Raw genomic sequence first — 24708 nt, 5'->3', positions numbered from 1 at the left:
GCCATGGGCCTGCATTTGAAGGAAGGCGCGAGCGACGACCTCGCCGAGAACCACGAAATCAACGTCACGCCGTTCATCGACGTGATGCTGGTGCTGTTGATCATCTTCATGGTGGCGGCCCCGCTGGCCACCGTGGACATCAAGGTTGACCTGCCCGCCTCCAGCGCCAAGCCGGCGCCGAGGCCGGAAAAGCCAGTGTTCCTCAGCGTCAAGGCCGACCAACGGCTGTACCTGGGCGAAGACGAAGTCAAGGCCGAGACCCTCGGCGCGACCCTCGATGCTCGCACCCAGGGCAAGAAGGACACCACCATCTTCTTCCAGGCCGACAAAGGCGTGGACTATGGCGACCTGATGCACGTAATGGACGCCCTGCGGGCAGCCGGTTACCTGAAGGTCGGCCTGGTCGGACTTGAGACGGCAGCCAAAAAATGATCACGACGCGCCAAAAGCTGACGCGTTACAGCGCTAGCCTGGCAGTGGTGCTCGGCGTCCACGCGGTCGCGGTAATCCTCGCGCTCAACTGGAAGTCCTCGCCCCCCGTCACGCTGCCGCCGATGGCGATGCTGGTCGAGTTGGCGCCTGTTCCGGCGCCACCTCAACCGGCACCGCCCAAGGTCGTAACGCCACCCCAACCGCCGACACCGGTAGAAGAACTGCCACTGCCAAAACTGGCCGAGGCGCCAAAACCGACCATCTCGGTGCCCAAGCCAAAACCCAAGCCCAAGCCTCAGCCGCCCAAACCGGTAGAGAAAAAGCCTGAGCCGGTGAAGGAAAAGCCTTCGGACTCGCCACCGTCCGAGGCCCAGCCAAGCAACGTACCGCCCGCCACATCGGCGCAGCCCAACCCCGGCCCAACGGCAGCACAAAATGCCGCCAAGGCCAGTTGGCAAGGCTCGCTGCTGGCGCACCTGCAGAAGTACAAGAAGTACCCGCCGGGCGCCCAGGCACGCGGCAAGGAAGGCCTGAACCGCTTGCGGTTTGTGGTCGATGCCGAAGGCAAGGTGTTGTCCTATGAGCTGGTAGGACGCTCCGGTAACGCCGATCTGGACCGGGCCACCCTGGAAATGATCCGCCGCGCCCAGCCCCTGCCCAAGCCACCGGCCGATATGCTCAACAACGGCTCGATCGAAATCGTCGCACCGTTTGTGTATTCGCTGGAGAAGAAGCGCCGTTAAGCAACACAATGCCCTGCAAGGAAGGCACCGAAAGGTGCCTTCTGCATATCCGGCAACGGCAAAGATGCATTGCCCAGTGTCACTCGACACACTCAGTCTGATAACGTGCGTCTATCGATTGCAGCCGGTATGCTTGGCCCGCAACTTCATGGACGCCCGCTATGACCCTCACAGAATTACGCTACATCGTTACCCTCGCCCAAGAACAGCATTTCGGCCACGCGGCTGAACGCTGCCACGTCAGTCAACCGACCCTGTCGGTGGGCGTGAAAAAGCTTGAAGACGAACTCGGTGTGCTGATTTTCGAGCGCAGCAAAAGCGCGGTGCGCCTGACCCCGGTCGGCGAAGGCATCGTCGCCCAGGCGCAGAAGGTCCTGGAACAGGCCCAGGGCATCCGTGAACTGGCCCAGGCTGGCAAGAACCAGCTGACCGCGCCGCTCAAGGTCGGGGCGATCTACACCGTCGGTCCGTATCTGTTCCCGCATCTGATTCCACAACTGCACCGGGTCGCCCCGCAGATGCCGTTGTACATCGAAGAAAACTTCACCCACGTGCTGCGCGACAAGCTGCGCAATGGCGAGCTCGACGCAATCATCATCGCCCTGCCGTTCAACGAAGCCGACGTGCTGACCCTGCAGCTCTACGACGAGCCGTTCTACGTCCTGATGCCGGCCCAGCACCCCTGGACCCAGAAAGACACCATCGACGCCAGCCTGCTCAACGACAAGAGCCTGCTGCTGCTCGGTGAAGGTCACTGCTTCCGCGACCAGGTCCTCGAAGCCTGCCCGACCCTGGCCAAGGGCAACGACGGCGCCAAGCACACCACCGTCGAGTCCAGTTCGCTGGAAACTATCCGCCACATGGTGGCCTCGGGCCTGGGCATCTCGATCCTGCCGCTCTCGGCCGTCGACAGCCACCACTACGCCCCCGGCGTGATCGAGGTCCGCCCGCTGACCCCACCCGTGCCATTTCGCACCGTGGCCATCGCCTGGCGCGCCAGCTTCCCACGGCCCAAAGCGATCGAAATCCTCGCCGACTCGATCCGCCTCTGCTCGGTGGCCAAGCCGGCCACGGCTGCGGGTTAAGCGTTCGCCATGACTGAGCTGTCGCAAGTGCCGGTCACGGCACTCAAGGGTGTCGGCGAAGCCATGGCCGAGAAACTCGCCAAGGTCGGCCTGGAGAACCTCCAGGACGTCCTGTTCCACCTGCCGCTGCGCTATCAGGACCGCACCCGGGTGGTGCCCATCGGTCATTTGCGGCCCGGGCAGGACGCGGTCATCGAAGGCACCGTCAGCGGCGCCGACGTGGTCATGGGCCGGCGCCGCAGCCTGGTAGTACGCCTGCAGGACGGCACCGGCAGCCTGAGCCTGCGCTTCTACCATTTCAGCAACGCGCAAAAGGAAGGCCTGAAACGCGGCACCCGCCTGCGCTGCTACGGCGAAGCGCGGCCCGGCGCGTCGGGGCTTGAGATCTACCACCCGGAATACCGCGCCATCACCGGCGACGAACCGCCGCCGGTGGATGAAACCCTGACCCCGGTCTACCCGCTCACCGAAGGCCTGACCCAGCAGCGTTTGCGCCAACTGTGCCAGCAAACCCTGACCCTGCTCGGCCCCAGCAGCCTGCCGGACTGGTTGCCCAACGAACTGGCGCGCGACTACCAACTGGCGCCGCTGGACGACGCCATCCGCTACCTGCATCACCCACCCGCCGATGCCGATGTCGACGAACTCGCCCTGGGCCACCACTGGGCGCAACATCGCCTGGCATTCGAAGAGTTGCTGACCCATCAACTGTCGCAACAGCGCCTGCGCGAAAGCATGCGCTCGCTCCGCGCGCCGGCCATGCCCAAGGCCAGCCGGTTACCGGCCCAATACCTGGCCAACCTGGGCTTCCCGCCGACCGGCGCGCAGCAACGGGTGGGCAATGAAATCGCTTACGACATGAGCCAGCAAGAGCCCATGCTGCGGCTGATCCAGGGCGATGTCGGCGCCGGCAAGACCGTAGTCGCCGCCCTCGCCGCCCTGCAAGCGTTGGAGGCCGGCTACCAGGTGGCGCTGATGGCGCCCACCGAGATTCTCGCCGAACAACACTTCATCACCTTCAAGCGCTGGCTCGAGCCCCTGGGCCTGGAAGTCGCCTGGCTGGCCGGCAAGCTCAAGGGCAAGAACCGCGTCGCCGCCCTGGAGCAGATCGCCAGCGGTACGCCCATGGTGGTCGGCACCCACGCGCTGTTCCAGGACGAAGTGCAGTTCAAGAACCTGGCGCTGGTGATCATCGACGAACAACACCGCTTCGGCGTCCAGCAACGCCTGGCGCTGCGCCAGAAAGGCGTGGGCGGGCGGATGTGCCCACACCAGTTGATCATGACCGCCACGCCGATTCCACGGACCCTGGCCATGAGCGCCTACGCCGACCTCGACACCTCGATCCTCGACGAACTGCCGCCCGGTCGTACCCCGGTCAATACCGTGCTGGTCACCGACACGCGCCGCGTCGAAGTCATCGAGCGCGTACGCGGGGCTTGTGCCGAAGGACGCCAGGCGTATTGGGTGTGCACCCTGATCGAGGAATCGGAGGAACTCACCTGCCAGGCGGCCGAGACCACCTTTGCCGACCTCACCGCCGCCCTCGGCGAATTGAAAGTGGGGCTGATCCACGGCCGCATGAAGCCTGCGGAAAAGGCCGCGGTGATGGCCGAGTTCAAGGCCGCTGCCCTGCAACTGCTGGTAGCCACCACGGTGATCGAAGTCGGGGTCGACGTGCCCAATGCCAGCTTGATGATCATCGAAAATCCGGAACGCCTGGGCCTGGCGCAATTGCACCAACTGCGTGGCCGGGTAGGCCGGGGCAGCGCCGCCAGCCACTGCGTGCTGCTCTACCATCCGCCACTTTCGCAGATCGGCCGGCAACGCCTGGGCATCATGCGCGAAACCAACGACGGATTTGTGATCGCCGAAAAGGACCTCGAACTGCGTGGCCCCGGCGAAATGCTCGGCACTCGCCAGACCGGCCTGCTGCAATTCAAGGTCGCCGACCTGATGCGCGACGCCGACCTGCTACCTGCGGTGCGCGACGCGGCCCAGGCGCTGCTGGAACGCTGGCCGCACCATGTCAGCCCGTTGCTGGATCGCTGGCTGCGCCATGGGCAACAATACGGCCAGGTGTAACGTGCCGCCTGGCTTGGCCAGCAAGGGCACCGGCAAGCTGGTTATACTCTCGAAATTGTAGGGATCGGATCCATACCATGACTGAAGTTGCTCTCGCTGGCGAAACTCCGCACACGCCGTCGGTTATCCGGCTGTTGCTCGGCAAGCTGGGCATCAGCTACACCGAAGTGCTTGAACACCCCGGCCTGAATGCCGAGCGCAAGGTCCAGGCGGTGCTGCTCGACGACGCCATCGGTGCGCTCATGGTGCTGTTCCCGCAGAGCCAGCTGCTGGACCTCAATCGCTTGGCCGAACTCACCGGTCGCCGCCTCACCGCAGTGCCGCAGGAGCGCCTTGAGCGCATGCTCGGCAAGCACAACCTGAGCCTGCTGCCCGGCCTGCCGGCACTCACCAGCTCTCCGTGCCTGTACGAACAAAGCCTGCTCGACCAGCCGCTGCTGCTGATCAACTCCGGCGAGCCGGGCATGCTCCTGGAAATCCGCGGCGAAGATTTCAAAAGCATGCTCACCCAGGCCAGCGCCGCCCATTTTGGCGAGCCGCTGAGCCGCATCCGTCCGAACCTCGACCGCCCGGGAGATGACCGCGAGGAAATCACCCAGGCCGTCCAGGCCTTCACCGCGCGCCGCATCCAGCAGCGCCTGGAAGCGACCATCGAGATCCCACCCCTGGCCGGTTCCGCGCAGAAAATCATCAAGCTGCGGGTCGACCCCAACGCCACCATCGACGACATCACCGGCGTCGTCGAGACCGATCCGGCGCTCGCCGCCCAAGTGGTGAGCTGGGCCGCATCGCCGTACTACGCATCGCCCGGCAAGATCCGTTCAGTGGAAGACGCGATTGTCCGCGTACTGGGGTTTGACCTGGTGATCAACCTGGCGCTGGGTCTGGCCCTGGGCAAAACCCTGAGCCTGCCCAAGGATCACCCACAACAGGCCACGCCGTACTGGCAGCAGTCGATCTACACCGCCGCCGTCATCGAGGGCCTGACCCGGGCCATGCCGCGCGCCCAGCGCCCGGAAGCCGGCCTGACCTACCTGGCGGGCTTGCTGCACAACTTTGGCTACCTGCTGCTGGCGCACGTCTTCCCGCCGCACTTCTCGCTGATCTGCCGTCACCAGGAGGTCAACCCGCACCTGTGCCACACCTACGTCGAGCAGCATTTGCTGGGGATCAGCCGGGAACAGATCGGCGCCTGGCTGATGCGCCACTGGGACATGCCCGACGAGCTGGCCACGGCCCTGCGCTTCCAGCACGACCCGACCTACGACGGCGAATTCGCCGAGTACGCCAACCTGGTGTGCCTGGCCGTGCGCCTGCTGCGCAGCCGAGGCGTCGGTTCCGGCCCGGACACCAACATCCCCGACGCCCTGCTCGAGCGCCTGGGCCTGACCCGCGACAAAGCCGAAGAGGCGGTCAGCAAGGTGCTGGAGGCCGAAGTGCTGTTGCGCGAACTGGCGTCGCAGTTCACTCACAACTGAAAAGCATCGCGGGCTTGCCCGCGATGAAAGCACGTGCGCCCTGAGCGAGCATGGCTTGCCTTCGAAGCTTCGTCCTACTTCTCAAGTCAGGTAGCGTAACAAGCTACTCTGCCCTATCAGGACAAGCTTCCTATCGTTTGTTACCACCATGTCTTCATAGCTGTTTCTGTGGGCGTTCCAACCCTTCTCGTTGAACGATGTATCCAGTGAGCCGCTCAACAGATAGCGTGCCACTACTGATCCGGACACAAAAATTGTATCTTCCTGCCATGCACAATTTCGCCACCAACTCTTAGCGGGCAATACTCGCGCGAAAAGTGGAGTGCCATTATTAAACGAGGGTCTGAAGGATCCTTCAGTACTTAGAACTGCAATCCACGGCGTTTCGGAAGATGGCGTTGCATTCCACTTCTCATAGGCGGCTCCTACAACAACAATTTCTCCGTCACTCTCCCTGACTGAGAGGGTCGCAGCCGCCGTCATTTCAAAACCAGGATCAGTAATGATTACTGGCCGCCCATTATTGAAACTGCTGTCCAGCTCGCCATTTTCTTTGTAACGAATGACATAGCTACTTACGGTTGTTCCAACAACGAAGGCACCGCACACCAGAAATGCTCCATCCTTCTGCAGCGCAATACTAATGGCTTCATTACTCTCTGCGTTTACGCCATTAAGCTCGATAAGTAATACACCCGCCCCGTTAAATGTCTTATCAACCGAGCCATCCGGCATAAGGCGAAAAACCAATCCACTATTCCGGTCCTCGGCATCCCGAACGCCGCTATGCGCCACTAGAATCTTGCCGTCAGGTTGCACGCACACAGAACCGCCAATGTAGTTAATTGCGGGGGTTAAAGATTTGCCTGTGTGTTCATTTTTTGGCTTTGCCGTTCCAGGGCAAATCAGATCATAGGGTTCGATCCTCACGAACCCATCGGTGCCAAAAGTAGTATCAATTCGACCATCGAAATCCAGCCGAGCGAATACCATATCGCGCTGACCATCCTCACTCAGGTGTGTACCCTTTATCAAAAATTTATCTGCCGGATATGAAAACAATCCAAATCGAGGCGCAGTGCTCCATCCAATATGCAGTGTTACCGCTCCGCTTTCGCCGAAGGAAGAGTCGAAGAAACCGTTGGCATTCACACGCCTCAACTTCAAAGTATTTTGCCAATCCGTATGATCACCGTTGGCATAAATCAACTTTCCGTTAGACAGGGCAAGAATGGAGTGACGAACACTTCTGTCGCCGTCAGAGACTAAATCCACCACACCATTATCGCCAAAAGACGGGTCAAGGGTGCCCGCCGCCGCTTCGTTCAAACTGTTCATGTCCGCACTCCATGGTGTTAAACAAAGGGTGCACAACCCCCTACACCCGTACAGTGGAGCACGTAAAAAGACGTCCGTAACCTGTCATAAATGACAGGTCTTTAGTGCTTTTTAATCACAACTTGGCTCGATTAAGCACAAAAACTTTCCAAGGCTCTATCAGCGACCAGCAGCCGGCTTTTTCTTCGGCTTCAGATACTTGGTCAGCCCCTGGAACCACATCACCAGCGCCGGGTTGCCCTTGATCTGGATCGACTTGTCCTGGATCCCGGTCATGAACGCCAGTTGCTTGTTCTTCGCCTGCATCGTGGCAAAGCCATAGGCGGCGTCCTTGAAGGCAATCGCGAAGGCCGGCTCGGCATACAGCCCGGACTTGCTGGTGATGCGCTGGTCCTTGACCACGAAGTGCCGCGCCACCTTGCCGTCCAGCGTCTGCAACTGGAACACCAGGTCCTTGTCGGCCAATTGCTGTTGAAAAGCCGGGTTGGTCCGACTGGCCTTGCGCATCAGCAAGCCCAGCATCCACAGGAGAAAACGAAATTTCATGCTCAAGCCCCAGAAGAAAAAAGTGAACGCCGGGGCAGTTTAACGAGTTCAAACCGGAACGCCACTGTTACCTATCGTTAGCGGGAGATGAGCTGCTTTTTACGTAAGATGACCACCAAGTCACCGTTATCAGTTCAAACCGGAGACCGCCACACGCCCGTGCCTGCCCGCAGCCTGCCCGGGTAAGCGGCCACAAAAAATGGGCACCCAACCTCGTTGGCGTGCCCATTTTTCGATCCAGCTCACCCGTTAGACGGGAGCGTGGTCGGGGGGGATTACGGATTGACGCTGTCTTTCAACGATTTGCCTGGCTTGAACGCCACGGTGTTGCTGGCCTTGATTTTCACTGGCTCACCGGTCTGCGGGTTTTTGCCGGTGCGGGCACCACGGTGGCGCTGCAGGAAAGTGCCGAACCCTACCAGGGTCACGCTGTCTTTGCGGTGCAGTGCGCCGGTGATCTCTTCAAGAACGGCGTTGAGGACGCGGTTGGCCTGCTCTTTGGTGAGATCAGCTTTTTCGGCGATTGCGGCGGCGAGTTCTGGTTTACGCATAGTGAAGCCTCTTTGACGGTTTTTTGTTGTTATGTCCGTGCTGTTCTTCCGGAACAGCGCCCAAGGCGCCGCAGGCTCTACTCTGCGGCAGACGGGTGTGAGGATGGCACGCGGATACGGGCTACGCCAGTCTCGGCGCGACCTTTGTAGGGGTTAAAGCGGGGTGATTCCGACAGAACGACCTGTATTTATGCCAGAAGCGCCGGAAGCTCCTTGTTTAGAGCCAATTTGTCCATCACCGCCGCTCCCGTAAGGGCGTAACCCAGCAGCTTGCCGCTGCTGTCGCGGCACAACGCCTTGATGTCGGCGCCCTGCCCCTCCACCGTCCAGACGCCCTCACAACCCCGTGGCGGCGGGGACACCACCAGCGGGCACACTGGGGTTTTCACGGTAATTGGCATCGCGCCATAGCTCACCGCGGTCGGGTTGCCGGCCAGGGTTTGTGCCAGCGCCCGCGCACAACTCATGAGGGGCATCACGTACAGCAGATTCAGCCCATCGACCTCGGCGCAGTCGCCCAGGGCATAGATATTGGCGTGGGAGGTTTTCAGGTGACGATCGACCATCACCCCACGATTGGTCTGCAAGCCGGCGGCCGCCGCCAGATCGATCCGCGGGCGAAGGCCAATGGCCGAGACCACCACATCACAAGGAATCACCTGACCGTCGGACAAATGCCCTTCCAGGCCATCAGCGGTGCGCTGCAAACGGTTGAGCACCGGCCCCAGGTGGAATTTCGCCCCCAGGCTTTCCAGCCCGGCCTGTACCGCAGCCGCGGCGGCCGGGTGCAACAGCGTCGGCATCACCTGTTCGCACGGCGCCACCAGTTGCACCTCATAGCCCCCCAGGATCAGGTCATTGGCAAACTCACAGCCGATCAGCCCGGCCCCCAGCAACAGCACCCGGCGCTTGCCGGCGGCGGCGGCGCGAAAACGGGCGTAGTCTTCCAGGTCATTGATCGGGAAGATCGCCTCGGGCGCATCGCCCTGCACCGGCACACGCACGGTTTCTGCGCCCCAGGCCAGGATCAGGTCGCGATAGGCTACCGCCTCTTCGCCGATCCACAGGCGCTTGTGGCCCGGGTCGATGCCGCTGATGCGCGTATGGGTGCGCACCTCGGCCTTGAGCTGCTCGGCCATGGCGCCAGGCTCGGCCATGCTCAGGCCGTCGGCGTCCTTGTTCTTGCCGAAGCCGGTGGAGAGCATTGGCTTGGAGTAGGAGCGCCCGTCATCTGCGGTAATCAGCAACAGCGGAGTTTCGCCATCGAGTTTGCGAAACTCCCGGGCCAGGTTGTAGCCAGCCAGCCCAGTGCCGACGATCACGACAGGTGCGTTCATTCCTTACTCCTCGAATCGGTTAGTTGATTTCAATCATTTCGAAATCCATCTTGCCCACGCCGCAGTCCGGGCACAGCCAGTCTTCCGGCACGTCCTGCCACAGGGTACCCGGTGCGATGCCGTCATCCGGCCAGCCGTCGGCTTCGTTGTAGATCAGCCCACAGACTACGCATTGCCACTTCTTCATTGCTTGTTTCCTCGGATTCACAGGCTTTATCTGGCGCGGACGGTCGCCCGCCAAGGGTCCGCCGTCCGGCTCAGGGCGTTTTGTACTGATCGCACTCGACAGATGCAAGCGTGTTCGACGCCGCAGGCCGGTCCGATCACTCAATGTCGCCGATCAACATGTTAAGCTCGCCGCCTCATTTGCTGCCAATAATGACTCACTGTGCCGCACTCAAACGCCCTCGCCCCGACTCCGCTCTGGCTGCCGCAAAGCCAGCTGACCCCCCTTCCCGATGCGCAAACCCTCGACTGGCTGTTCGATCAAGGCTCGCTCACCCGACGCCTGACGCGCTTGTCGAATGACGGTTTCAGCGTCACCCCGCTGTACGAAGGCTGGCAGCCGTTGCGGGACGATGAGTGCGCCGCCCTCGACTTGCCACAGAACAGTGAAGGTTGGGTGCGCGAGGTGTATTTGCGCGGCCACGGCCAGGCCTGGGTGTTTGCCCGCAGCGTGGCGGCGCGCAGTGCATTGCAAGATGGCGGGTTGAACATGGATGAGCTGGGCAGCCGCTCCCTGGGTGAGCTGCTGTTCTGCGACCAGGCGTTCCAGCGCCGCGCCCTCGAGGTCTGCCACTACCCGGTTGAATGGCTGCCCCCTGCGGTTCAGGCCCCGGCCTTGTGGGGTCGCCGTTCGCGTTTCGACCGCGGTGGCTTGAGCGTGCTGGTCGCAGAAATTTTCTTGCCGGCCCTGTGGCGGGCGATTGTCGCGCCTGCGGAGAATGGCTGATGTACCAGAACCTGCTCAAATCGCTGAATCGCTTGAACCCACGCGCCTGGGACTTCGTCCAGTTGACACGCATGGACAAACCCATCGGCATCTACCTGCTGCTGTGGCCGACCCTGTGGGCCCTGTGGATCGCCGGTGAAGGCTCGCCGTCCCTGGCCAACATCGTGATTTTTGTCCTCGGCGTGGCACTGACCCGCGCCGGCGGCTGCGTGATCAACGACTGGGCCGACCGCAAGGTCGACGGCCACGTAAAGCGCACCGCCCAACGCCCGCTGGCTGCCGGCAGAATCAGCTCCCGGGAGGCGCTGGTGTTCTTTGCGCTGCTGATGGGCCTGAGCTTCCTGCTGGTGCTGTGCACCAACGCGGCGACAGTCTGGCTGTCATTCGGTGGCCTGGCACTGGCGGCCAGCTACCCTTTCATGAAGCGCTACACCTACTACCCACAAGTGGTGCTGGGCGCTGCGTTCTCCTGGGGCATGCCGATGGCGTTCACCGCCGAGACCGGCGAACTGCCGGCCGTCGCCTGGCTGCTGTGGATCGCCAACCTGCTGTGGACAGTTGGCTACGACACCTATTACGCCATGACCGACCGCGACGACGATCTGAAGATCGGCGTGAAATCCACGGCGATCCTGTTTGGCGATGCCGACCGGGTAATCATTCTCACGTTGCAGGGGCTGGCGCTGGGCTGCCTGTGGCTGGCCGGCTCGAAGTTCACCCTGGGTGGCTGGTTCCACCTCGGCTTGCTGGTGGCTGCCGGGTGTTTCGCCTGGGAGTTCTGGTACACCCGTGACCGGGACCGTATGAAGTGCTTCAAGGCGTTCCTGCACAATCATTGGGCGGGTTTGGCGATTTTTGTCGGGATCGTGCTGGATTACGCGTTGCGCTGAGGGGCGCTGCAGGGATCGTGTCGAAGCTGGCGCAGGCTGCGCCAGCTGCGACAACAACGGGTTATTTCTGCGACTGGTGAACCACGTGCCAAACGTCTTTCATCTTGTCGCCCTTCATTTCGCCGGGCTTTTCGTCCTTGATGAAGGTGTACAGCGGCTTGCCGTCATAGGCCCATTGCATCTTGCCGTCGTCACGCTTGATCGCCGTCCATTTACCGTCGGCCTTGGCATCCGCCGGCGCCATCAGCGGCGGCCAGTTTTTTGCGCAATCGTCGTTACACATCGACTTTCCACCACTGTCCTTGTCGAACGTGTACAACGTCATGCCTTGGGGATCGACCATCATGCCGCCTTTCATCATGGCCGGCTCAGCCGCCATGGCCATTCCCGGCAAGGCCAGGGCAGCTGCCAGTACCAAGGCTTTAAAGGAGTGAGCAAAGTCAGTCATGGAAACCTTCTTTTGTGGTAGTCAGGATTCGGAGTTACAGCTTAGTCCAGGATCACGCGCCTTGCTTCACCACTGAAATGCTGTAACACGACTGCAATAATTCCGTTATCTAATGCGGCGCAAGACAGTTAAATGACAAGAGGATTTAACCCATGGTTGGCAGGAGCATTCTGATCGTCGACGACGAAGCGCCTATTCGCGAAATGATCGCCGTTGCGTTGGAAATGGCCGGCTATGACTGCCTGGAGGCGGAGAACGCCCAGCAGGCGCACGCCATTATCGTCGACCGCAAACCGGACCTGATCCTGCTCGACTGGATGCTGCCCGGCACGTCGGGGATCGAACTGGCCCGCCGTCTCAAGCGTGACGAGCTGACCGGTGATATCCCGATCATCATGCTCACGGCCAAGGGCGAGGAAGACAACAAGATCCAGGGCCTGGAAGTCGGCGCGGATGACTACATCACCAAGCCGTTTTCCCCCCGCGAGTTGGTCGCTCGTCTCAAGGCCGTGCTGCGCCGCACCGGCCCTACCGAAGGTGAAGCCCCCATTGAAGTGGGCGGCCTGCTGCTGGACCCGATCAGCCACCGGGTCACCATCGACGGCAAACCCGCCGAGATGGGCCCCACCGAATACCGCCTGCTGCAGTTTTTCATGACCCACCAGGAACGCGCCTACACCCGCGGCCAGTTACTGGACCAGGTCTGGGGCGGCAATGTGTATGTCGAGGAGCGCACCGTGGACGTGCACATCCGTCGCCTGCGCAAAGCCCTGGGTGACGCTTACGAAAGTCTGGTACAAACCGTGCGCGGCACCGGCTATCGTTTTTCGACCAAAGCCTGATTACACCCCGACCCGCTCCAAACGCTGACAAGGACGCATGTTCAAGTGAACCAAAACTGGCATGGCACCCTGATCCGCCACATGCTGCTGCTGGTCACCGGTTGCCTGGTGATCGGCCTGATCACCGGCTACTACGGCTGGAGCCTGGCCGCGGGCCTGGGTCTTTACCTGGGCTGGACCCTCAAGCAATTGCTGCGCCTGCACGAGTGGCTGCGCCTGCACAAACCCGATGAAGCGCCACCCGATGGCTACGGCCTGTGGGGCGAAGTGTTCGACAGCATCTATCACCTGCAACGCCGCGACCAACGGGTGCGCGGGCGCCTGCAAGCGGTGATCGACCGGGTCCAGGAGTCCACGGCGGCACTCAAGGACGCGGTGGTGATGCTCGACAGCGACGGCAACCTGGAATGGTGGAACCGCGCCGCCGAAACCCTGCTGGGGCTCAAGACACCCCAGGACAGCGGCCAACCGGTGACCAACCTGGTGCGCCACCCGCGCTTCAAGGAGTACTTCGAGCAGGACAGCTATGCCGAGCCGCTGGAAATCCCCTCGCCGACCAACGACCGGATGCGCATCCAGCTGTACATCACCCGCTATGGCAACAACGAGCACCTGATGCTGGTGCGCGACGTGACGCGCATCCATCAGCTGGAACAGATGCGCAAGGATTTCATCGCCAACGTCTCCCACGAACTGCGCACGCCACTGACGGTGATCAGTGGCTACCTGGAAACCCTGCTGGATAACGTCGAAGACGTGAACCCACGCTGGACTCGCGCGCTGCAACAGATGCAGCAGCAGGGCAGTCGCATGCAGACCTTGCTCAATGACTTGCTGCTGCTGGCCAAGCTGGAGGCCACCGACTACCCCTCGGACAACCAGCCCGTGGCGATCGACAGCCTGTTGCAGTCGATCAAGAGCGACGCCCTGGCGCTGTCCGGGCAACGCAACCAGCACATCACCCTGGAAGCCGACCCGTCGATCCAGCTCAAGGGCAGCGAGGCCGAGTTGCGCAGCGCGTTCTCCAACCTGGTGTTCAATGCGGTCAAATACACACCGGCCGAAGGTCATATCCGCATCCGCTGGTGGGGCGATGAGCAAGGCGCGCACCTGAGCGTGCAAGACTCGGGGATCGGCATCGACAGCAAGCACTTGCCGCGCCTGACCGAACGTTTCTACCGCGTCGATTCGAGCCGCAACTCCAACACCGGCGGCACCGGCCTGGGCCTGGCGATCGTCAAGCACGTGTTGCTGCGCCACCGCGCCCGGATGGAAATCAGCAGCGTGCCAGGCCATGGCAGCACCTTCACCTGCCATTTTGTGCCCGCGCAGGTGAGCAAATCACGCACCGGCAGCCTGACCGACTAGCCCCCCGCACGACGTCCCCCTAGGCAATTGCCCTGTCAGCCGCTACATTGGCTGACTTGGGCCTGCCTTTCAGGCTCGTCTGCACCCTCTTTTTTATTCGAATATACGGAACCCGCAAAACTCCATCATGGACCCTTCTCCTGGCTTGTCCCTCGCTACACTCTTCGCCGATTTCGGCATGATTCTTTTTGCACTGATCCTGGTTTTGCTCAACGGCTTCTTCGTTGCGGCGGAATTTGCCATGGTCAAACTGCGCTCGACCCGGGTCGAGGCGATTGCCGATAAAAACGGCTGGCGCGGCCACATCCTGCGCACGGTGCACAGCCAACTCGACGCTTACCTGTCTGCCTGCCAACTGGGTATCACCCTCGCCTCCCTCGGCCTGGGCTGGGTCGGCGAGCCGGCGTTTGCGCACATTCTCGAGCCGCTGCTGGCCGCCGTGGGCGTCGACTCGCCGGAAGTGATCAAGGGCGTGTCGTTCTTTACCGCCTTCTTCATCATTTCCTACCTGCACATCGTGGTCGGTGAGCTGGCTCCGAAATCCTGGGCGATCCGCAAGCCCGAGCTGCTGTCGCTGTGGACGGCCGTGCCGCTGTACCTGTTCTACTGGGCCATGTACCCGGCCATCTACCTGCTCAACGCCAGTGCCAATGCGATCCTGCGCATCGCCGGCCAGGGTGAGCCCGGCCCGCATCACGAGCACCACTACAGCCGTGAAGAACTGAAACTGATCCTGCACTCCAGCCGTGGCCAGGACCCGAGCGACCAAGGCATGCGCGTGCTGGCCTCGGCCGTGGAAATGGGCGAGCTGGAAGTGGTCGACTGGGCCAACTCCCGGGAAGACCTGGTGACGCTGGAGTTCAACGCGCCGCTCAAGGAAATCCTGGCGATGTTCCGCCGCCACAAGTTCAGCCGCTACCCGGTGTACGACAGCGAGCGCCAAGAGTTCGTTGGCCTGCTGCACATCAAGGACCTGTTGCTGGAACTGGCCGCCCTGGACCACATTCCCGAGTCGTTCAACCTGGCCGAGCTGACCCGACCGCTGGAGCGTGTGTCGCGGCACATGCCGCTGTCGCAGTTGCTGGAACAGTTCCGCAAAGGCGGCTCGCACTTCGCCGTGGTCGAGGAAGCCGACGGCAACATCATCGGCTACCTGACCATGGAAGACGTGTTGGAAGTGCTGGTCGGCGATATCCAGGACGAACACCGCAAGGCCGAGCGCGGCATCCTGGCCTACCAGCCGGGCAAGTTGCTGGTACGCGGTGACACCCCGCTGTTCAAGGTCGAGCGCCTGCTGGGCGTGGACCTGGACCACGTCGAAGCCGAAACCCTGGCCGGCCTGGTCTACGACAGCCTCAAGCGGGTGCCGGAAGAGGAAGAAGTGCTGGAAGTCGAAGGTTTGCGGATCATCATCAAAAAGATGAAAGGCCCGAAAATCGTCCTGGCCAAGGTCGTGATGCTCGATTGAATCTGTAAAGGATCGCAGCCCTCGGGAGCCGCCGCAGGCTGCGATCGTTTACCCAGCCCCTCTTACCTCCCCAGCGCAAAGTTCGGCAGGCTGCCCACCGGCTGGCTGAACTGATACGGAATCGACACCAACCCCAACCCGGTATTGCGCTGCACCACGAAATGCAGGTGCGGCCCGCTGCTGTTGCCGGTATTGCCGGACAACGCCAGGGCGCTGCCCACCGCCACCCGCTGCCCTTCTCGCACCCGTACCGAACCCTGCTTGAGGTGCAGGTACACGCCCATGGTCCCGTCGTTGTGCAGCACGCGCACGAAGTTACCCGCCGGATCGGTGCCGCGACCGCTCTGGCGGTTCTCGGTTTTCACCACCACCCCGGCCCGCGCAGCAATGATCGGCGTGCCTTCGGGCATGGCGATGTCCATGGCGTAGCGATTCTTCGGCCCGTAATGGCTGTATTGGCCGTTGACGCCCTGGCTCAGGCGAAACGGACCACCGCGCCAGGGCAGCGGGTAACGATAGGTCAGCGTGGCGCCTGAGGGGTCGCCCAAGGCGTATTTGAGCCTAGGGGTATAGACCAGCGGCTTGCCGGCGCGGGACGCCGTGAGCAGCGCCAGACGGGTGTTACTGCGCGCCGGCAGAACTCGGCGGATGGCCTGGGCAGGCGCGCCCTTGAGGTTTTTCACCTGGTGAAAGCTCAACTCGACCTCGACCGGCGCATACAGGTCGTTGCGCACAAACACTGTGTGGCTGCCCGGCTGCTTCTTGATCTGCAGGTGCACCTGGCGTTCGAGGCGCTCGTCCATCCGGTCACGGAATACAAACACCTGGGCCCCACGTGACGGCCGATCGCTGTAGGACACCACGCCATTGGCGTGCTGGGTCTTGTAGATGGTCGTGGCCACGGCCAGGCTCGAGGCCACGAGCAGACCACAGCAAATCAGCAATCGCGCGAGCATGGGCAGCATTCTGTCGGGGGCAGGCTTGGGTGAGCCTAGCAGTCAGAATGCCCTCAGGCTGGCGACAGCTGTTTCAAAAGCTGATTACGCACCCGGCACGAAGTGCTTCTGCGCCGTACCCCGGGCGATCAGCCGGGAAATGTAATCGAGCTTCTGGGCATCCTGGTCGACGAAGCGGAAGGTCAGTTGCAACCACTCGCTGTCGGGTTTCGGCTCGTGGGCAACGATGGCATGCAGATAGCCGTTGAGGCGGGCGATTTCGGCGTTGTCCCCCTGCTCCAGGTCGAGCACGGCGCTGTCGAGCACTTGGGGCAGCGTCTCGCTGCGTTTGACCACCAGCAGCGCTTCCTTGATGCTCAGGGCCTTGATCACGCAGGCCTGGATGCCGCTGGGCAGGCGCAACTGGCCCTGGCCACGGCCACCAGCGGGTGCCGGCGTAGGGGCCTTGATCGGCGGGCTGCTGAGCAGGCCCTTGGCGGTTTCCTCGGTGCGGTTTTGCAGGTAAGCGTTGGGGGTCGGCGCAGCGACCACTGGCGCCTTGCCGGCGGTCAGGGCACTCAGCGAGTCGTTGGCGAATGCCGGCGCCAACTTGGCCGGGGCCTGATTCATCAAGGCATCGAGCTTGCCGATCTTGTTCAGGGCCTGTTTGACTTTGCTCAGCAATTGCTCGTTGGTGAACGGCTTGCTCACATAGCCCGACACACCGGCCTGGATCGCCTGGACCACGTTTTCCTTGTCGCCACGGCTGGTGACCATGATGAACGGCATGGTCTTGAGGGCGTCCTGTCCGCGGCACCAGGTCAGCAACTCCAGGCCGGACATTTCCGGCATCTCCCAGTCGCACAGCACCAGGTCGAAGGTTTCGCGGGCCAGCAGGCTTTGTGCCTTGCGGCCGTTGACCGCGTCTTCGATGCGCATGCCCGGAAAGTAGTTGCGCAGGCACTTCTTCATCAGATCACGAATGAACGCCGCATCGTCCACGACCAACACATTGACCTTACTCATCGACCACCCTCGTAATTATCCCGACCAGCAAAACGCCTGGCTTGGCACTTCGCCAAAATACTTCAGTCACGCCGGGACCTTTGTCGTTCGCGGGTGCTATGAAATCCAGCCAGCACCAACAAAAACGCCCGGCCAAGGGCCGGGCGTTTTTACTTGGGCAATCTTACTTATCGTCAGGTTTACCCGGAACATTAGCGGTTTCGCCACTGGTGCCTTCAACTTCTTCCTTCATGCGCTTGAGACCCAGGTGACGCACGTCCGTGCCGCGCACCAGGTAGATCACCAGCTCGGAGATGTTGCGGGCGTGGTCGCCGATACGCTCCAGCGAACGCAAGACCCAGATGATGCTCAGCACGCGCGAGATCGAGCGCGGGTCTTCCATCATGTAGGTCGCCAGTTCGCGCAGCGCCGTCTTGTACTCGCGGTCGATGATCTTGTCGTACTGGGCCACGGACAGCGCCAGGTCAGCGTCGAAGCGGGCGAAGGCATCCAGCGCGTCGCGAACCATGTTGCGCACCTGGTCACCGATGTGGCGCACCTCGACGTAGCCACGCGGGGCCTCGCCTTCTTCGCACAACTGGATGGCCCGGCGGGCAATCTTGGTGGCTTCGTCGCCGATGCGCTCCAGGTCGATCACCGACTTGGAGATGCTGATGATCAGACGCAGGTCGGACGCCGCCGGCTGACGACGGGCCAGGATGCGCAGGCATTCTTCGTCGATGTTGCGTTCCATCTGGTTGATCTGGTCGTCGATCTCGCGCACCTGCTGGGCCAGGCCGGAGTCGGCCTCGATCAGCGCCGTGACCGCGTCGTTGACCTGCTTCTCGACCAGCCCACCCATGGCCAGGAGGTGGCTGCGCACCTCTTCAAGCTCGGCGTTGAACTGCTGGGAGATGTGGTGGGTTAAGCCTTCCTTCGAAATCATGGTTTTGCTCCGCAAAAGCTGTGAGCTGCAAGCTTCAAGCTGCAAGCTGATGTGTGTCGTACTCGAACCGCCCTGGCTGACCGCTTGACGCTTGCGGCTCGCAGCTGTCCCCACTAGCCATAACGACCGGTGATGTAGTCTTCGGTCTGCTTTTTCGCCGGATTGGTGAACAAGGTGTCGGTGTCGCCGAATTCCACCAGCTTGCCCATGTACATGAACGCGGTGTAGTCAGAAACCCGGGCAGCCTGTTGCATGTTGTGAGTCACGATGACGATGGTGAACTTGGATTTCAACTCGTAGATCAGCTCTTCAACCTTCAGCGTCGAGATCGGGTCGAGTGCCGAGCAGGGTTCGTCGAGCAGCAGCACTTCCGGCTCCACGGCGATGGTCCGGGCGATCACCAGACGCTGCTGTTGACCACCGGACAGGCCCAGTGCCGACTCGTGCAGGCGGTCCTTGACCTCATCCCACAGCGCCGCCCCTTTCAACGCCCACTCAACGGCTTCGTCGAGTACGCGTTTTTTGTTGATGCCCTGAATCCGCAGGCCGTAGACCACGTTTTCATAGATGGTCTTGGGGAACGGGTTGGGCTTCTGGAACACCATGCCGACCCGGCGACGCAGCTCGGCCACGTCTTCGCCCTTGCGGTAGATGTTGTTGCCGTACAGGTTGATCGCGCCCTCGACACGGCAACCGTCGACCAGGTCGTTCATCCGGTTGAACGTACGCAGCAGGGTCGACTTGCCACAGCCGGACGGGCCGATGAAGGCGGTCACGCGCTGCTTGGGAATGTTCATGCTGACGTCGAACAGCGCTTGTTTGTCGCCGTAGAACAGGCTCAGGCCCGGCACTTCGATGGCTACGGTTTCCTGCTCGAGGCTCAGGCTCTGCTTGTCGCGACCCAGGGCCGACATGTTGATGCCGTGGGTATGTGCTTCGTGCTGCATGGGAGGCTCCCTGTGCTAACAAATTCGGTTCGGTTTTTGTGGGAGCCAGCCTGCTGGCGGTTCGGGCAACGCGGTGTATCTGTGAAACCGCGGTGATGCCATCGCGAGCGAGCTCGCTCCCACATAGAAATCAGTGCTGCAAATCAGCTATCCAGCGCTTTGTATTTTTCGCGCAGGTGGTTACGGATCCACACGGCCGACAGGTTGAGTGTGGCGATCACCAGTACCAGCAGCAGCGCCGTGGCGTACACCAGTGGGCGTGCGGCCTCGACGTTCGGGCTCTGGAAGCCGACGTCATAAATGTGGAAGCCCAGGTGCATGATCTTCTGGTCCAGGTGCAGGTACGGGTAGTTCCCGTCCAGCGGCAACGACGGCGCCAGCTTCACCACGCCCACCAGCATCAGCGGTGCGACCTCACCGGCCGCACGGGCCACCGCGAGAATCATGCCGGTCATCATCGCCGGACTGGCCATCGGCAGCACGATCTTCCACAGGGTTTCCGCCTTGGTCGCACCGAGGGCCAACGAGCCCTCACGCACGGTGCGAGGAATCCGCGCCAGGCCTTCTTCGGTGGCCACGATCACCACCGGCACCGCCAGCAGCGCCAGGGTCAGCGAGGCCCAGAGCAGGCCCGGGGTGCCGAAGGTCGGCGCCGGCAAGGCTTCCGGGAAGAACAGGCGGTCAACCGAACCACCCAGCACATAGACGAAGAAGCCCAGGCCGAACACCCCGTAAACAATCGCCGGTACACCCGCCAGGTTGTTCACCGCGATGCGGATCAGCCGGGTCATGGTGCCCTGGCGTGCATATTCACGCAGGTAAACCGCCGCCAGCACACCAAACGGGGTGACGATCATCGCCATGATCAAGGTCATCATCACGGTGCCGAAGATCGCCGGGAAAATCCCGCCTTCGGTGTTGGCTTCACGTGGGTCGTCGCTGAGGAATTCCCAGACCTTGCTGAAGTAGAAACCGACCTTGGTCAAGGTGCTCATCGCGTTCGGCTGGAAGGCGTGAACCACCTTGCCCAGTTCGATTTCGATTTCCTTGCCGTTGCCATCGCGGGCGGTCAGGCTGTCGCGGTTGACCTGCGCATGCAGATCGCTCAGGCGCTTTTCAATGTCCTGGTAGCGGGCATTGAGCTCGGCGCGTTCCGATTCCATGTCGGCCTGGGCCGCGGCGTCCAGCTTGCCGTCCAGCTCCAGCTTGCGACCGTGCAGGCGAATACGCTCAAGGCCGGCGTTGATCGCCCCGATGTCGGATTTTTCCAGGGTCTTGAGTTCGGCCGCCAGTTTGCTGACGCGCTCGATCCGCGCTTGCAGCTCAGGCCAGGCGGCCTCGCCTTCAGCGATGACCTTGCCGTCCTGCTTGACGTTGACCAGGTAGCCGTAGAAGTTGCCCCACTCACGACGCTCGATCGCCATCAATTCCGGCGGCGTGGTCTGGTTGGTCAGCCACTCGCCGACGATCCAGGTGAAGTCGGTGCCATTGAGATCACGGTTGCCGACCTTGATCAGCTCGCGGGTCATGAACTCCGGGCCCTGCTCCGGGACCGGCAGGCCCGCGCTTTTCAGGCGCTCACGTGGCACTTGTTCTTTCTGTACCACTTCGCCGATGACCACATGGCTGGCCTGGCCCGGCACCTCGTACTGGGCATGCACCAGGTCGGCGGGCCAGAAGTGGCCCAGACCGCGCACGGCAATCACCGCCAGCAAACCAATGGTCATGATGACGGCGATGGCCACCGCGCCACCGCTGATCCAGACGCCGGGGGCGCCGCTCTTGAACCATCCTTTCAGGGAGTTCTGTTTCACAGACTTCTACCTTTCTTAAAGCGACGAGTATTTCTTGCGCAGACGCTGACGAATCAGTTCCGCGAGGGTATTCATGACGAAGGTGAACAGCAGCAGCACCAAGGCCGAGAGGAACAGCACGCGGTAGTGGCTGCCGCCGACTTCCGACTCCGGCATTTCCACCGCGACGTTGGCCGCCAGGGTCCGCAGGCCTTCGAACAGGTTCATCTCCATCACCGGGGTGTTGCCGGTGGCCATCAGTACGATCATGGTTTCGCCGACTGCGCGCCCCATGCCGATCATCAAGGCCGAGAAAATGCCCGGGCTGGCGGTGAGGATCACCACCCGCGTCATGGTCTGCCAAGGTGTGGCACCCAGGGCCAGCGAGCCCAGGGTCAGGCCGCGCGGCACACTGAACACGGCGTCTTCAGCGATCGAGTAGATGTTCGGGATCACCGCGAAACCCATGGCCAGGCCGACTACCAGGGCGTTGCGCTGGTCGTAGGTGATGCCCAGGTCGTGGGAAATCCACATCCGCATGTCGCCGCCGAAGAACCACGTCTCCAGGTACGGGCTCATGTACAGCGAGAGCCAGCCGACGAAGATGATCACCGGGATCAGGATCGCGCTTTCCCAGCCATCCGGCACTTTCAGGCGGATCGACTCCGGCAGGCGGCTGAAGATGAAGCCGGCCAGCAGAATCCCGATCGGCAGCAGCATCAACAGGCTGAAGATGCCCGGCAAGTGCCCTTCCACATACGGGGCCAGGAACAGGCCGGCGAAGAAGCCGAGGATCACCGTCGGCATCGCTTCCATCAGCTCGATCACCGGCTTGACCTTGCGGCGCATGCCTGGGGCCATGAAGTAGGCGGTGTAGATCGCTGCGGCCACGGCCAGCGGTGCGGCCAGCAGCATGGCGTAGAACGCCGCTTTCAAGGTACCGAAGGTCAGCGGCGACAAGCTCAGCTTGGGCTCGAAGTCGGTGTTGGCCGCAGTCGATTGCCAGACGTACTTAGGCTCGTCGTAGTTTTCGTACCAGACCTTGCTCCACAGTGCGCTCCAGGAAACTTCCGGGTGCGGGTTGTCGAGCAGCAAGGGTTGCAGCTTGCCGCCCTGCTCCACGATCACCCGGTTGGCACGAGGCGACAGGCCGAAGATGCCCTGGCCATCGACCACCTGGTCCACCAGCAGGGTGCGGTGGGCGGTGCTGTGGAACACGCCGAGCTTGCCGGAAGCGTCCAGGGCAACAAAGCCTTTGCGACGCTCTTCGGCAGTGATCTCAACGATAGGCGAAGTGCCCATCTGGAAGGTCCGGATCTGCTTCAGGCGTTGCTCGCCATCTGGATCGCGGGCCATGAACCATTGGGCCAGGCCACCCTTGGAGTCACCGATGATCAGCGAGATACCACCCACCAGCTGGGTGCTGGCGGTGACTTGGCTTTCGCCATCTTCGAGCAGCTTGTAGCGACCGTTGAGGCTTTTTTCCCGCAGGCTGAACACGTCGGCCTGGGCACGGCCGTTGAGCACGTACAGCCACTGTTGGCGCGGGTCGATGAAGATGTTTTTCACCGGCTCGGTCATTTGCGGCAAGTCGATGCGCTGCTGATCACTGGTGATTTCACCGGTCATCATGTTTTCTTCTTTGCTCAGCGCCAGGACGTGCAACTGCGCACCGCTGGAACCGGCGACCATCAGGGTCGAGTCGGTCGCATTGAGGCTGACGTGCTCCAGCGCGGTGCCCTGCTCGTTCAGCGCAATCGGCGCCTCACCGTAGGGGTACTCGATGGCCGGCGAGATGGTCTTCTTGCCATCCGGGTAGCTGACCTTGTAAGTGTGACGGAACACCAGGGCCTGGCCGTTGGACAGGCCGACGATCACCAGCGGGCTGCCGGGCTGGTCTTCACCGATCGAAGCAACGCTGGTACCGGCCGGGATCGGCAAGTCGACACGGCGCAGTTCGGCACCACTGTCGAGGTCAAAGAACAGCGCCTGGCCCTTGTCGGAAACCCGCATGGCGACCTGGTTCTGCTCTTCAAGGGAAATCATCAGCGGCTTGCCGGCGTCTTGCATCCAGGCAGGCGTGATCGAGTCTTTGGCGGTCAGTTCGGCACCCTGGAACAGCGGGGCGACGACATAGGCCAGGAAGAAGAAAATCAGGGTAATCGCGCCGAGCACGGCAAGGCCGCCGATCAGTACGTACCAGCGGGTCAGGCGATCCTTGAGCGCACGGATGCGCCGCTTGCGTTGCAGCTCAGGCGTATTGAAATCAATGCGCTTGGGAGGGGAAGTCGTAGTCATTGGGGAATTGGCCAGATCATTCATGCGCACACCCTAGCGATCCTGTATGACAGAAAGATGACAATGCAGTGACGCAACAAATCCGCCGCCCGTGGAAACGGGCAGTGGACCGAAAAATGTTGGGTGATCCGGGGCTAGCCCCGGATCAGGGTTTTACTTCTTTGCGACTTCAGCGCCGCCTTCGTGCAGGCCCAGGTCAGCCAGTGCCTTGGCGGCTACTTTGGCTGGCAGAGGGATGTAACCGTCCTTGACGACCACTTCCTGACCCTGTTTCGACAGGATCAGTTTCACGAACTCGGCTTCCAGCGGGGCCAGAGGCTTGTTCGGGGCCTTGTTGACGTACACGTAGAGGAAACGCGACAGCGGGTACTTGCCGTTCAGGGCGTTTTCTTCGGTGTCTTCAACGAAGTCAGTGCTGCCTTTCTTGGCCAGGGCCACGGTCTTCACGCTAGCGGTCTTGTAACCGATACCCGAGTAGCCGATGCCGTTCAGCGAAGAGCTGATCGATTGCACCACCGAGGCCGAGCCCGGTTGTTCGTTGACGTTAGGCTTGAAGTCGCCTTTGCACAGGGCTTCTTCCTTGAAGTAGCCATAAGTGCCGGATACCGAGTTACGACCGAACAGCTGTACCGGCTTGTTGGCCAGGTCGCCGGTCACACCCAGGTCACCCCAGGTTTTCACATCGGCCTTGCCGCCGCACAGACGAGTCGAGGAGAACACGGCATCGACCTGTTCCATGGTCAGGTGCTTGATCGGGTTGTCTTTGTGCACGAACACGGCCAGGGCATCCACGGCAACCGGGATGGCAGTCGGCTTGTAGCCGTACTTGGTTTCGAAGGCCTGCAGCTCGTTGTCCTTCATCTTGCGGCTCATCGGGCCCAGGTTAGCGGTGCCTTCAGTCAGCGCAGGTGGCGCGGTGGAGGAACCGGCAGCCTGAATCTGGATATTGACGTTCGGGTATTCTTTTTTGTAGTTCTCGGCCCACAGGGTCATGAGGTTGGCCAGGGTATCGGAGCCGACGCTGGACAGGTTGCCCGACACACCAGTGGTCTTGGTGTAGCTCGGGATAGCAGGGTCAACAGCGGCAACTGCGTTGGCAGTCGCAACGCCAGCAGCGACAAAAGTCATTGCCGCCATCAAACGCTTCAGTTTCATGCCTTACTCCTGGTAATAGGGTGTGTTAAGTCGGGGCCAAGTATCGGCAGGCCGTGTGAACACTCT

The 24708-nt window shown here is 61.7% G+C and carries 23 protein-coding genes; 10 read left to right on the top strand and 13 right to left on the bottom strand.

Annotated elements, in window-relative coordinates; all coding sequences use genetic code 11:
• The first annotated feature begins 3 nt into the window (after window positions 1–3).
• The 5 genes from exbD (at window position 4) to H7995_RS12205 (ending at window position 5823) form a co-directional block, all read left to right on the top strand.
• Complete coding sequence (gene exbD, locus H7995_RS12225; RefSeq protein WP_166589297.1) at window positions 4–432, top strand: TonB system transport protein ExbD; 429 nt, start codon at window positions 4–6, stop codon at window positions 430–432.
• A complete protein-coding gene (locus tag H7995_RS12220) occupies window positions 429–1175 on the top strand; it encodes an energy transducer TonB family protein (protein WP_166589298.1) in 747 nt (248 codons plus the stop codon). The genes exbD and H7995_RS12220 overlap by 4 nt, the downstream gene beginning before the upstream one ends.
• Window positions 1176–1336: 161 nt before the next feature.
• Window positions 1337–2260: a hydrogen peroxide-inducible genes activator gene (locus tag H7995_RS12215; RefSeq protein ID WP_095164903.1), complete on the top strand. Its 924-nt coding sequence runs from the start codon at window positions 1337–1339 to the stop codon at window positions 2258–2260.
• A 9-nt stretch (window positions 2261–2269) separates the two neighbouring features.
• Window positions 2270–4345, top strand: coding sequence for an ATP-dependent DNA helicase RecG (gene recG / locus H7995_RS12210; RefSeq protein ID WP_166589299.1), 2076 nt, complete (start codon window positions 2270–2272; stop codon window positions 4343–4345).
• A gap of 77 nt (window positions 4346–4422) precedes the next feature.
• Window positions 4423–5823 carry an aminoacyl-tRNA deacylase and HDOD domain-containing protein gene (locus H7995_RS12205; protein ID WP_166589300.1) on the top strand — a complete coding sequence of 467 codons (1401 nt, stop codon included), beginning with the start codon at window positions 4423–4425 and terminating at the stop codon, window positions 5821–5823.
• An 81-nt stretch (window positions 5824–5904) separates the two neighbouring features.
• On the opposite strand, the gene H7995_RS12200 is transcribed toward H7995_RS12205, so the two are convergent.
• The 5 genes from H7995_RS12200 to H7995_RS12180 form a co-directional block, all read right to left on the bottom strand.
• The gene (locus H7995_RS12200; RefSeq protein WP_185818432.1) at window positions 5905–7161 is read right to left on the bottom strand and encodes an NHL repeat-containing protein; all 1257 of its coding nucleotides are present in this window, start codon (window positions 7159–7161) and stop codon (window positions 5905–5907) included.
• Between the two features lie 159 nt (window positions 7162–7320).
• Entirely contained in the window at window positions 7321–7707 is a 387-nt protein-coding gene (locus H7995_RS12195) for an SCP2 sterol-binding domain-containing protein (protein WP_166589302.1), read from the bottom strand.
• A gap of 275 nt (window positions 7708–7982) precedes the next feature.
• Window positions 7983–8258 carry an HU family DNA-binding protein gene (locus H7995_RS12190; RefSeq protein WP_003213368.1) on the bottom strand — a complete coding sequence of 92 codons (276 nt, stop codon included), beginning with the start codon at window positions 8256–8258 and terminating at the stop codon, window positions 7983–7985.
• 188 nt (window positions 8259–8446) lie between these two features.
• Window positions 8447–9595 carry an NAD(P)/FAD-dependent oxidoreductase gene (locus tag H7995_RS12185; protein ID WP_185818431.1) on the bottom strand — a complete coding sequence of 383 codons (1149 nt, stop codon included), beginning with the start codon at window positions 9593–9595 and terminating at the stop codon, window positions 8447–8449.
• A gap of 19 nt (window positions 9596–9614) precedes the next feature.
• Complete coding sequence (locus tag H7995_RS12180) at window positions 9615–9782, bottom strand: rubredoxin (RefSeq protein ID WP_007954349.1); 168 nt, start codon at window positions 9780–9782, stop codon at window positions 9615–9617.
• A 201-nt stretch (window positions 9783–9983) separates the two neighbouring features.
• On the opposite strand from H7995_RS12180, the gene H7995_RS12175 reads away from it, so the two are divergent.
• Window positions 9984–10547, top strand: a complete 564-nt coding sequence (locus H7995_RS12175; RefSeq protein ID WP_166589304.1) for a chorismate--pyruvate lyase family protein — start codon at window positions 9984–9986, stop codon at window positions 10545–10547.
• Window positions 10547–11437 carry a 4-hydroxybenzoate octaprenyltransferase gene (gene ubiA, locus H7995_RS12170; RefSeq protein WP_185818430.1) on the top strand — a complete coding sequence of 297 codons (891 nt, stop codon included), beginning with the start codon at window positions 10547–10549 and terminating at the stop codon, window positions 11435–11437. Before H7995_RS12175 ends, ubiA begins: the two co-directional genes overlap by 1 nt.
• 61 nt (window positions 11438–11498) lie before the next feature.
• Here ubiA and H7995_RS12165 read toward each other — a convergent pair whose 3' ends face one another.
• Window positions 11499–11885, bottom strand: a complete 387-nt coding sequence (locus tag H7995_RS12165; RefSeq protein ID WP_166589306.1) for a COG4315 family predicted lipoprotein — start codon at window positions 11883–11885, stop codon at window positions 11499–11501.
• A 152-nt stretch (window positions 11886–12037) separates the two neighbouring features.
• Between H7995_RS12165 and phoB the strand changes: the two genes are divergently transcribed.
• The 3 genes from phoB to H7995_RS12150 all read left to right on the top strand — a co-directional run bounded on the left by phoB (window position 12038) and on the right by H7995_RS12150 (window position 15563).
• Window positions 12038–12727, top strand: a complete 690-nt coding sequence (phoB, locus tag H7995_RS12160; RefSeq protein WP_095164918.1) for a phosphate regulon transcriptional regulator PhoB — start codon at window positions 12038–12040, stop codon at window positions 12725–12727.
• An 81-nt stretch (window positions 12728–12808) separates the two neighbouring features.
• Window positions 12809–14095 (top strand): phosphate regulon sensor histidine kinase PhoR, encoded by a 1287-nt coding sequence (phoR, locus tag H7995_RS12155; RefSeq protein WP_206684572.1) that lies wholly within the window; start codon window positions 12809–12811, stop codon window positions 14093–14095.
• Between the two features lie 127 nt (window positions 14096–14222).
• Window positions 14223–15563, top strand: a complete 1341-nt coding sequence (locus H7995_RS12150; protein WP_166589308.1) for a hemolysin family protein — start codon at window positions 14223–14225, stop codon at window positions 15561–15563.
• Window positions 15564–15625: 62 nt separating this feature from the next.
• On the opposite strand, the gene H7995_RS12145 is transcribed toward H7995_RS12150, so the two are convergent.
• The 7 genes from H7995_RS12145 to H7995_RS12115 all read right to left on the bottom strand — a co-directional run bounded on the left by H7995_RS12145 (window position 15626) and on the right by H7995_RS12115 (window position 24642).
• Window positions 15626–16519, bottom strand: coding sequence for a peptidoglycan DD-metalloendopeptidase family protein (locus H7995_RS12145; RefSeq protein WP_185818429.1), 894 nt, complete (start codon window positions 16517–16519; stop codon window positions 15626–15628).
• Window positions 16520–16603: 84 nt separating this feature from the next.
• Window positions 16604–17524, bottom strand: a complete 921-nt coding sequence (locus H7995_RS12140; protein WP_166589310.1) for a response regulator — start codon at window positions 17522–17524, stop codon at window positions 16604–16606.
• Window positions 17525–17687: 163 nt separating this feature from the next.
• A complete protein-coding gene (gene phoU, locus H7995_RS12135; protein ID WP_166589311.1) occupies window positions 17688–18449 on the bottom strand; it encodes a phosphate signaling complex protein PhoU in 762 nt (253 codons plus the stop codon).
• Window positions 18450–18562: 113 nt separating this feature from the next.
• Entirely contained in the window at window positions 18563–19396 is an 834-nt protein-coding gene (gene pstB, locus H7995_RS12130) for a phosphate ABC transporter ATP-binding protein PstB (RefSeq protein ID WP_020797931.1), read from the bottom strand.
• A 143-nt stretch (window positions 19397–19539) separates the two neighbouring features.
• Window positions 19540–21210, bottom strand: a complete 1671-nt coding sequence (gene pstA / locus H7995_RS12125; protein WP_182342872.1) for a phosphate ABC transporter permease PstA — start codon at window positions 21208–21210, stop codon at window positions 19540–19542.
• Window positions 21211–21225: 15 nt separating this feature from the next.
• On the bottom strand, window positions 21226–23259 hold the full coding sequence (locus tag H7995_RS12120) for an ABC transporter permease subunit (RefSeq protein ID WP_178117363.1): 2034 nt from the start codon (window positions 23257–23259) through the stop codon (window positions 21226–21228).
• Between the two features lie 381 nt (window positions 23260–23640).
• Window positions 23641–24642, bottom strand: a complete 1002-nt coding sequence (locus tag H7995_RS12115) for a phosphate ABC transporter substrate-binding protein PstS (RefSeq protein WP_166589314.1) — start codon at window positions 24640–24642, stop codon at window positions 23641–23643.
• Window positions 24643–24708: the final 66 nt, after the last annotated feature.

It is taken from the genome of Pseudomonas kielensis (assembly GCF_014236655.1).
Lineage (GTDB): Bacteria > Pseudomonadota > Gammaproteobacteria > Pseudomonadales > Pseudomonadaceae > Aquipseudomonas > Aquipseudomonas kielensis.
This window is presented reverse-complemented; position numbering and strand designations above follow the sequence as displayed.

Excerpts from the sequence above, each read along its gene's own strand:
- ubiA (WP_185818430.1), top strand. The coding sequence starts at position 10,547 with ATGTACCAGAACCTGCTCAAATCGCTGAATCGCTTGAACCCACGCGCC.
- H7995_RS12220 (WP_166589298.1), top strand. The coding sequence starts at position 429 with ATGATCACGACGCGCCAAAAGCTGACGCGTTACAGCGCTAGCCTGGCA.
- H7995_RS12145 (WP_185818429.1), bottom strand. The coding sequence starts at position 16,519 with ATGCTCGCGCGATTGCTGATTTGCTGTGGTCTGCTCGTGGCCTCGAGC.
- H7995_RS12195 (WP_166589302.1), bottom strand. The coding sequence starts at position 7,707 with ATGAAATTTCGTTTTCTCCTGTGGATGCTGGGCTTGCTGATGCGCAAG.
- H7995_RS12115 (WP_166589314.1), bottom strand. The coding sequence starts at position 24,642 with ATGAAACTGAAGCGTTTGATGGCGGCAATGACTTTTGTCGCTGCTGGC.
- H7995_RS12190 (WP_003213368.1), bottom strand. The coding sequence starts at position 8,258 with ATGCGTAAACCAGAACTCGCCGCCGCAATCGCCGAAAAAGCTGATCTC.
- phoR (WP_206684572.1), top strand. The coding sequence starts at position 12,809 with ATGCTGCTGCTGGTCACCGGTTGCCTGGTGATCGGCCTGATCACCGGC.
- H7995_RS12120 (WP_178117363.1), bottom strand. The coding sequence starts at position 23,259 with ATGCAAGACGCCGGCAAGCCGCTGATGATTTCCCTTGAAGAGCAGAAC.
- phoB (WP_095164918.1), top strand. The coding sequence starts at position 12,038 with ATGGTTGGCAGGAGCATTCTGATCGTCGACGACGAAGCGCCTATTCGC.
- H7995_RS12200 (WP_185818432.1), bottom strand. The coding sequence starts at position 7,161 with ATGAACAGTTTGAACGAAGCGGCGGCGGGCACCCTTGACCCGTCTTTT.
- H7995_RS12205 (WP_166589300.1), top strand. The coding sequence starts at position 4,423 with ATGACTGAAGTTGCTCTCGCTGGCGAAACTCCGCACACGCCGTCGGTT.
- H7995_RS12215 (WP_095164903.1), top strand. The coding sequence starts at position 1,337 with ATGACCCTCACAGAATTACGCTACATCGTTACCCTCGCCCAAGAACAG.
- H7995_RS12180 (WP_007954349.1), bottom strand. The coding sequence starts at position 9,782 with ATGAAGAAGTGGCAATGCGTAGTCTGTGGGCTGATCTACAACGAAGCC.
- exbD (WP_166589297.1), top strand. The coding sequence starts at position 4 with ATGGGCCTGCATTTGAAGGAAGGCGCGAGCGACGACCTCGCCGAGAAC.
- H7995_RS12185 (WP_185818431.1), bottom strand. The coding sequence starts at position 9,595 with ATGAACGCACCTGTCGTGATCGTCGGCACTGGGCTGGCTGGCTACAAC.
- H7995_RS12165 (WP_166589306.1), bottom strand. The coding sequence starts at position 11,885 with ATGACTGACTTTGCTCACTCCTTTAAAGCCTTGGTACTGGCAGCTGCC.
- pstB (WP_020797931.1), bottom strand. The coding sequence starts at position 19,396 with ATGCAGCACGAAGCACATACCCACGGCATCAACATGTCGGCCCTGGGT.
- H7995_RS12140 (WP_166589310.1), bottom strand. The coding sequence starts at position 17,524 with ATGAGTAAGGTCAATGTGTTGGTCGTGGACGATGCGGCGTTCATTCGT.
- recG (WP_166589299.1), top strand. The coding sequence starts at position 2,270 with ATGACTGAGCTGTCGCAAGTGCCGGTCACGGCACTCAAGGGTGTCGGC.
- phoU (WP_166589311.1), bottom strand. The coding sequence starts at position 18,449 with ATGATTTCGAAGGAAGGCTTAACCCACCACATCTCCCAGCAGTTCAAC.
- H7995_RS12150 (WP_166589308.1), top strand. The coding sequence starts at position 14,223 with ATGGACCCTTCTCCTGGCTTGTCCCTCGCTACACTCTTCGCCGATTTC.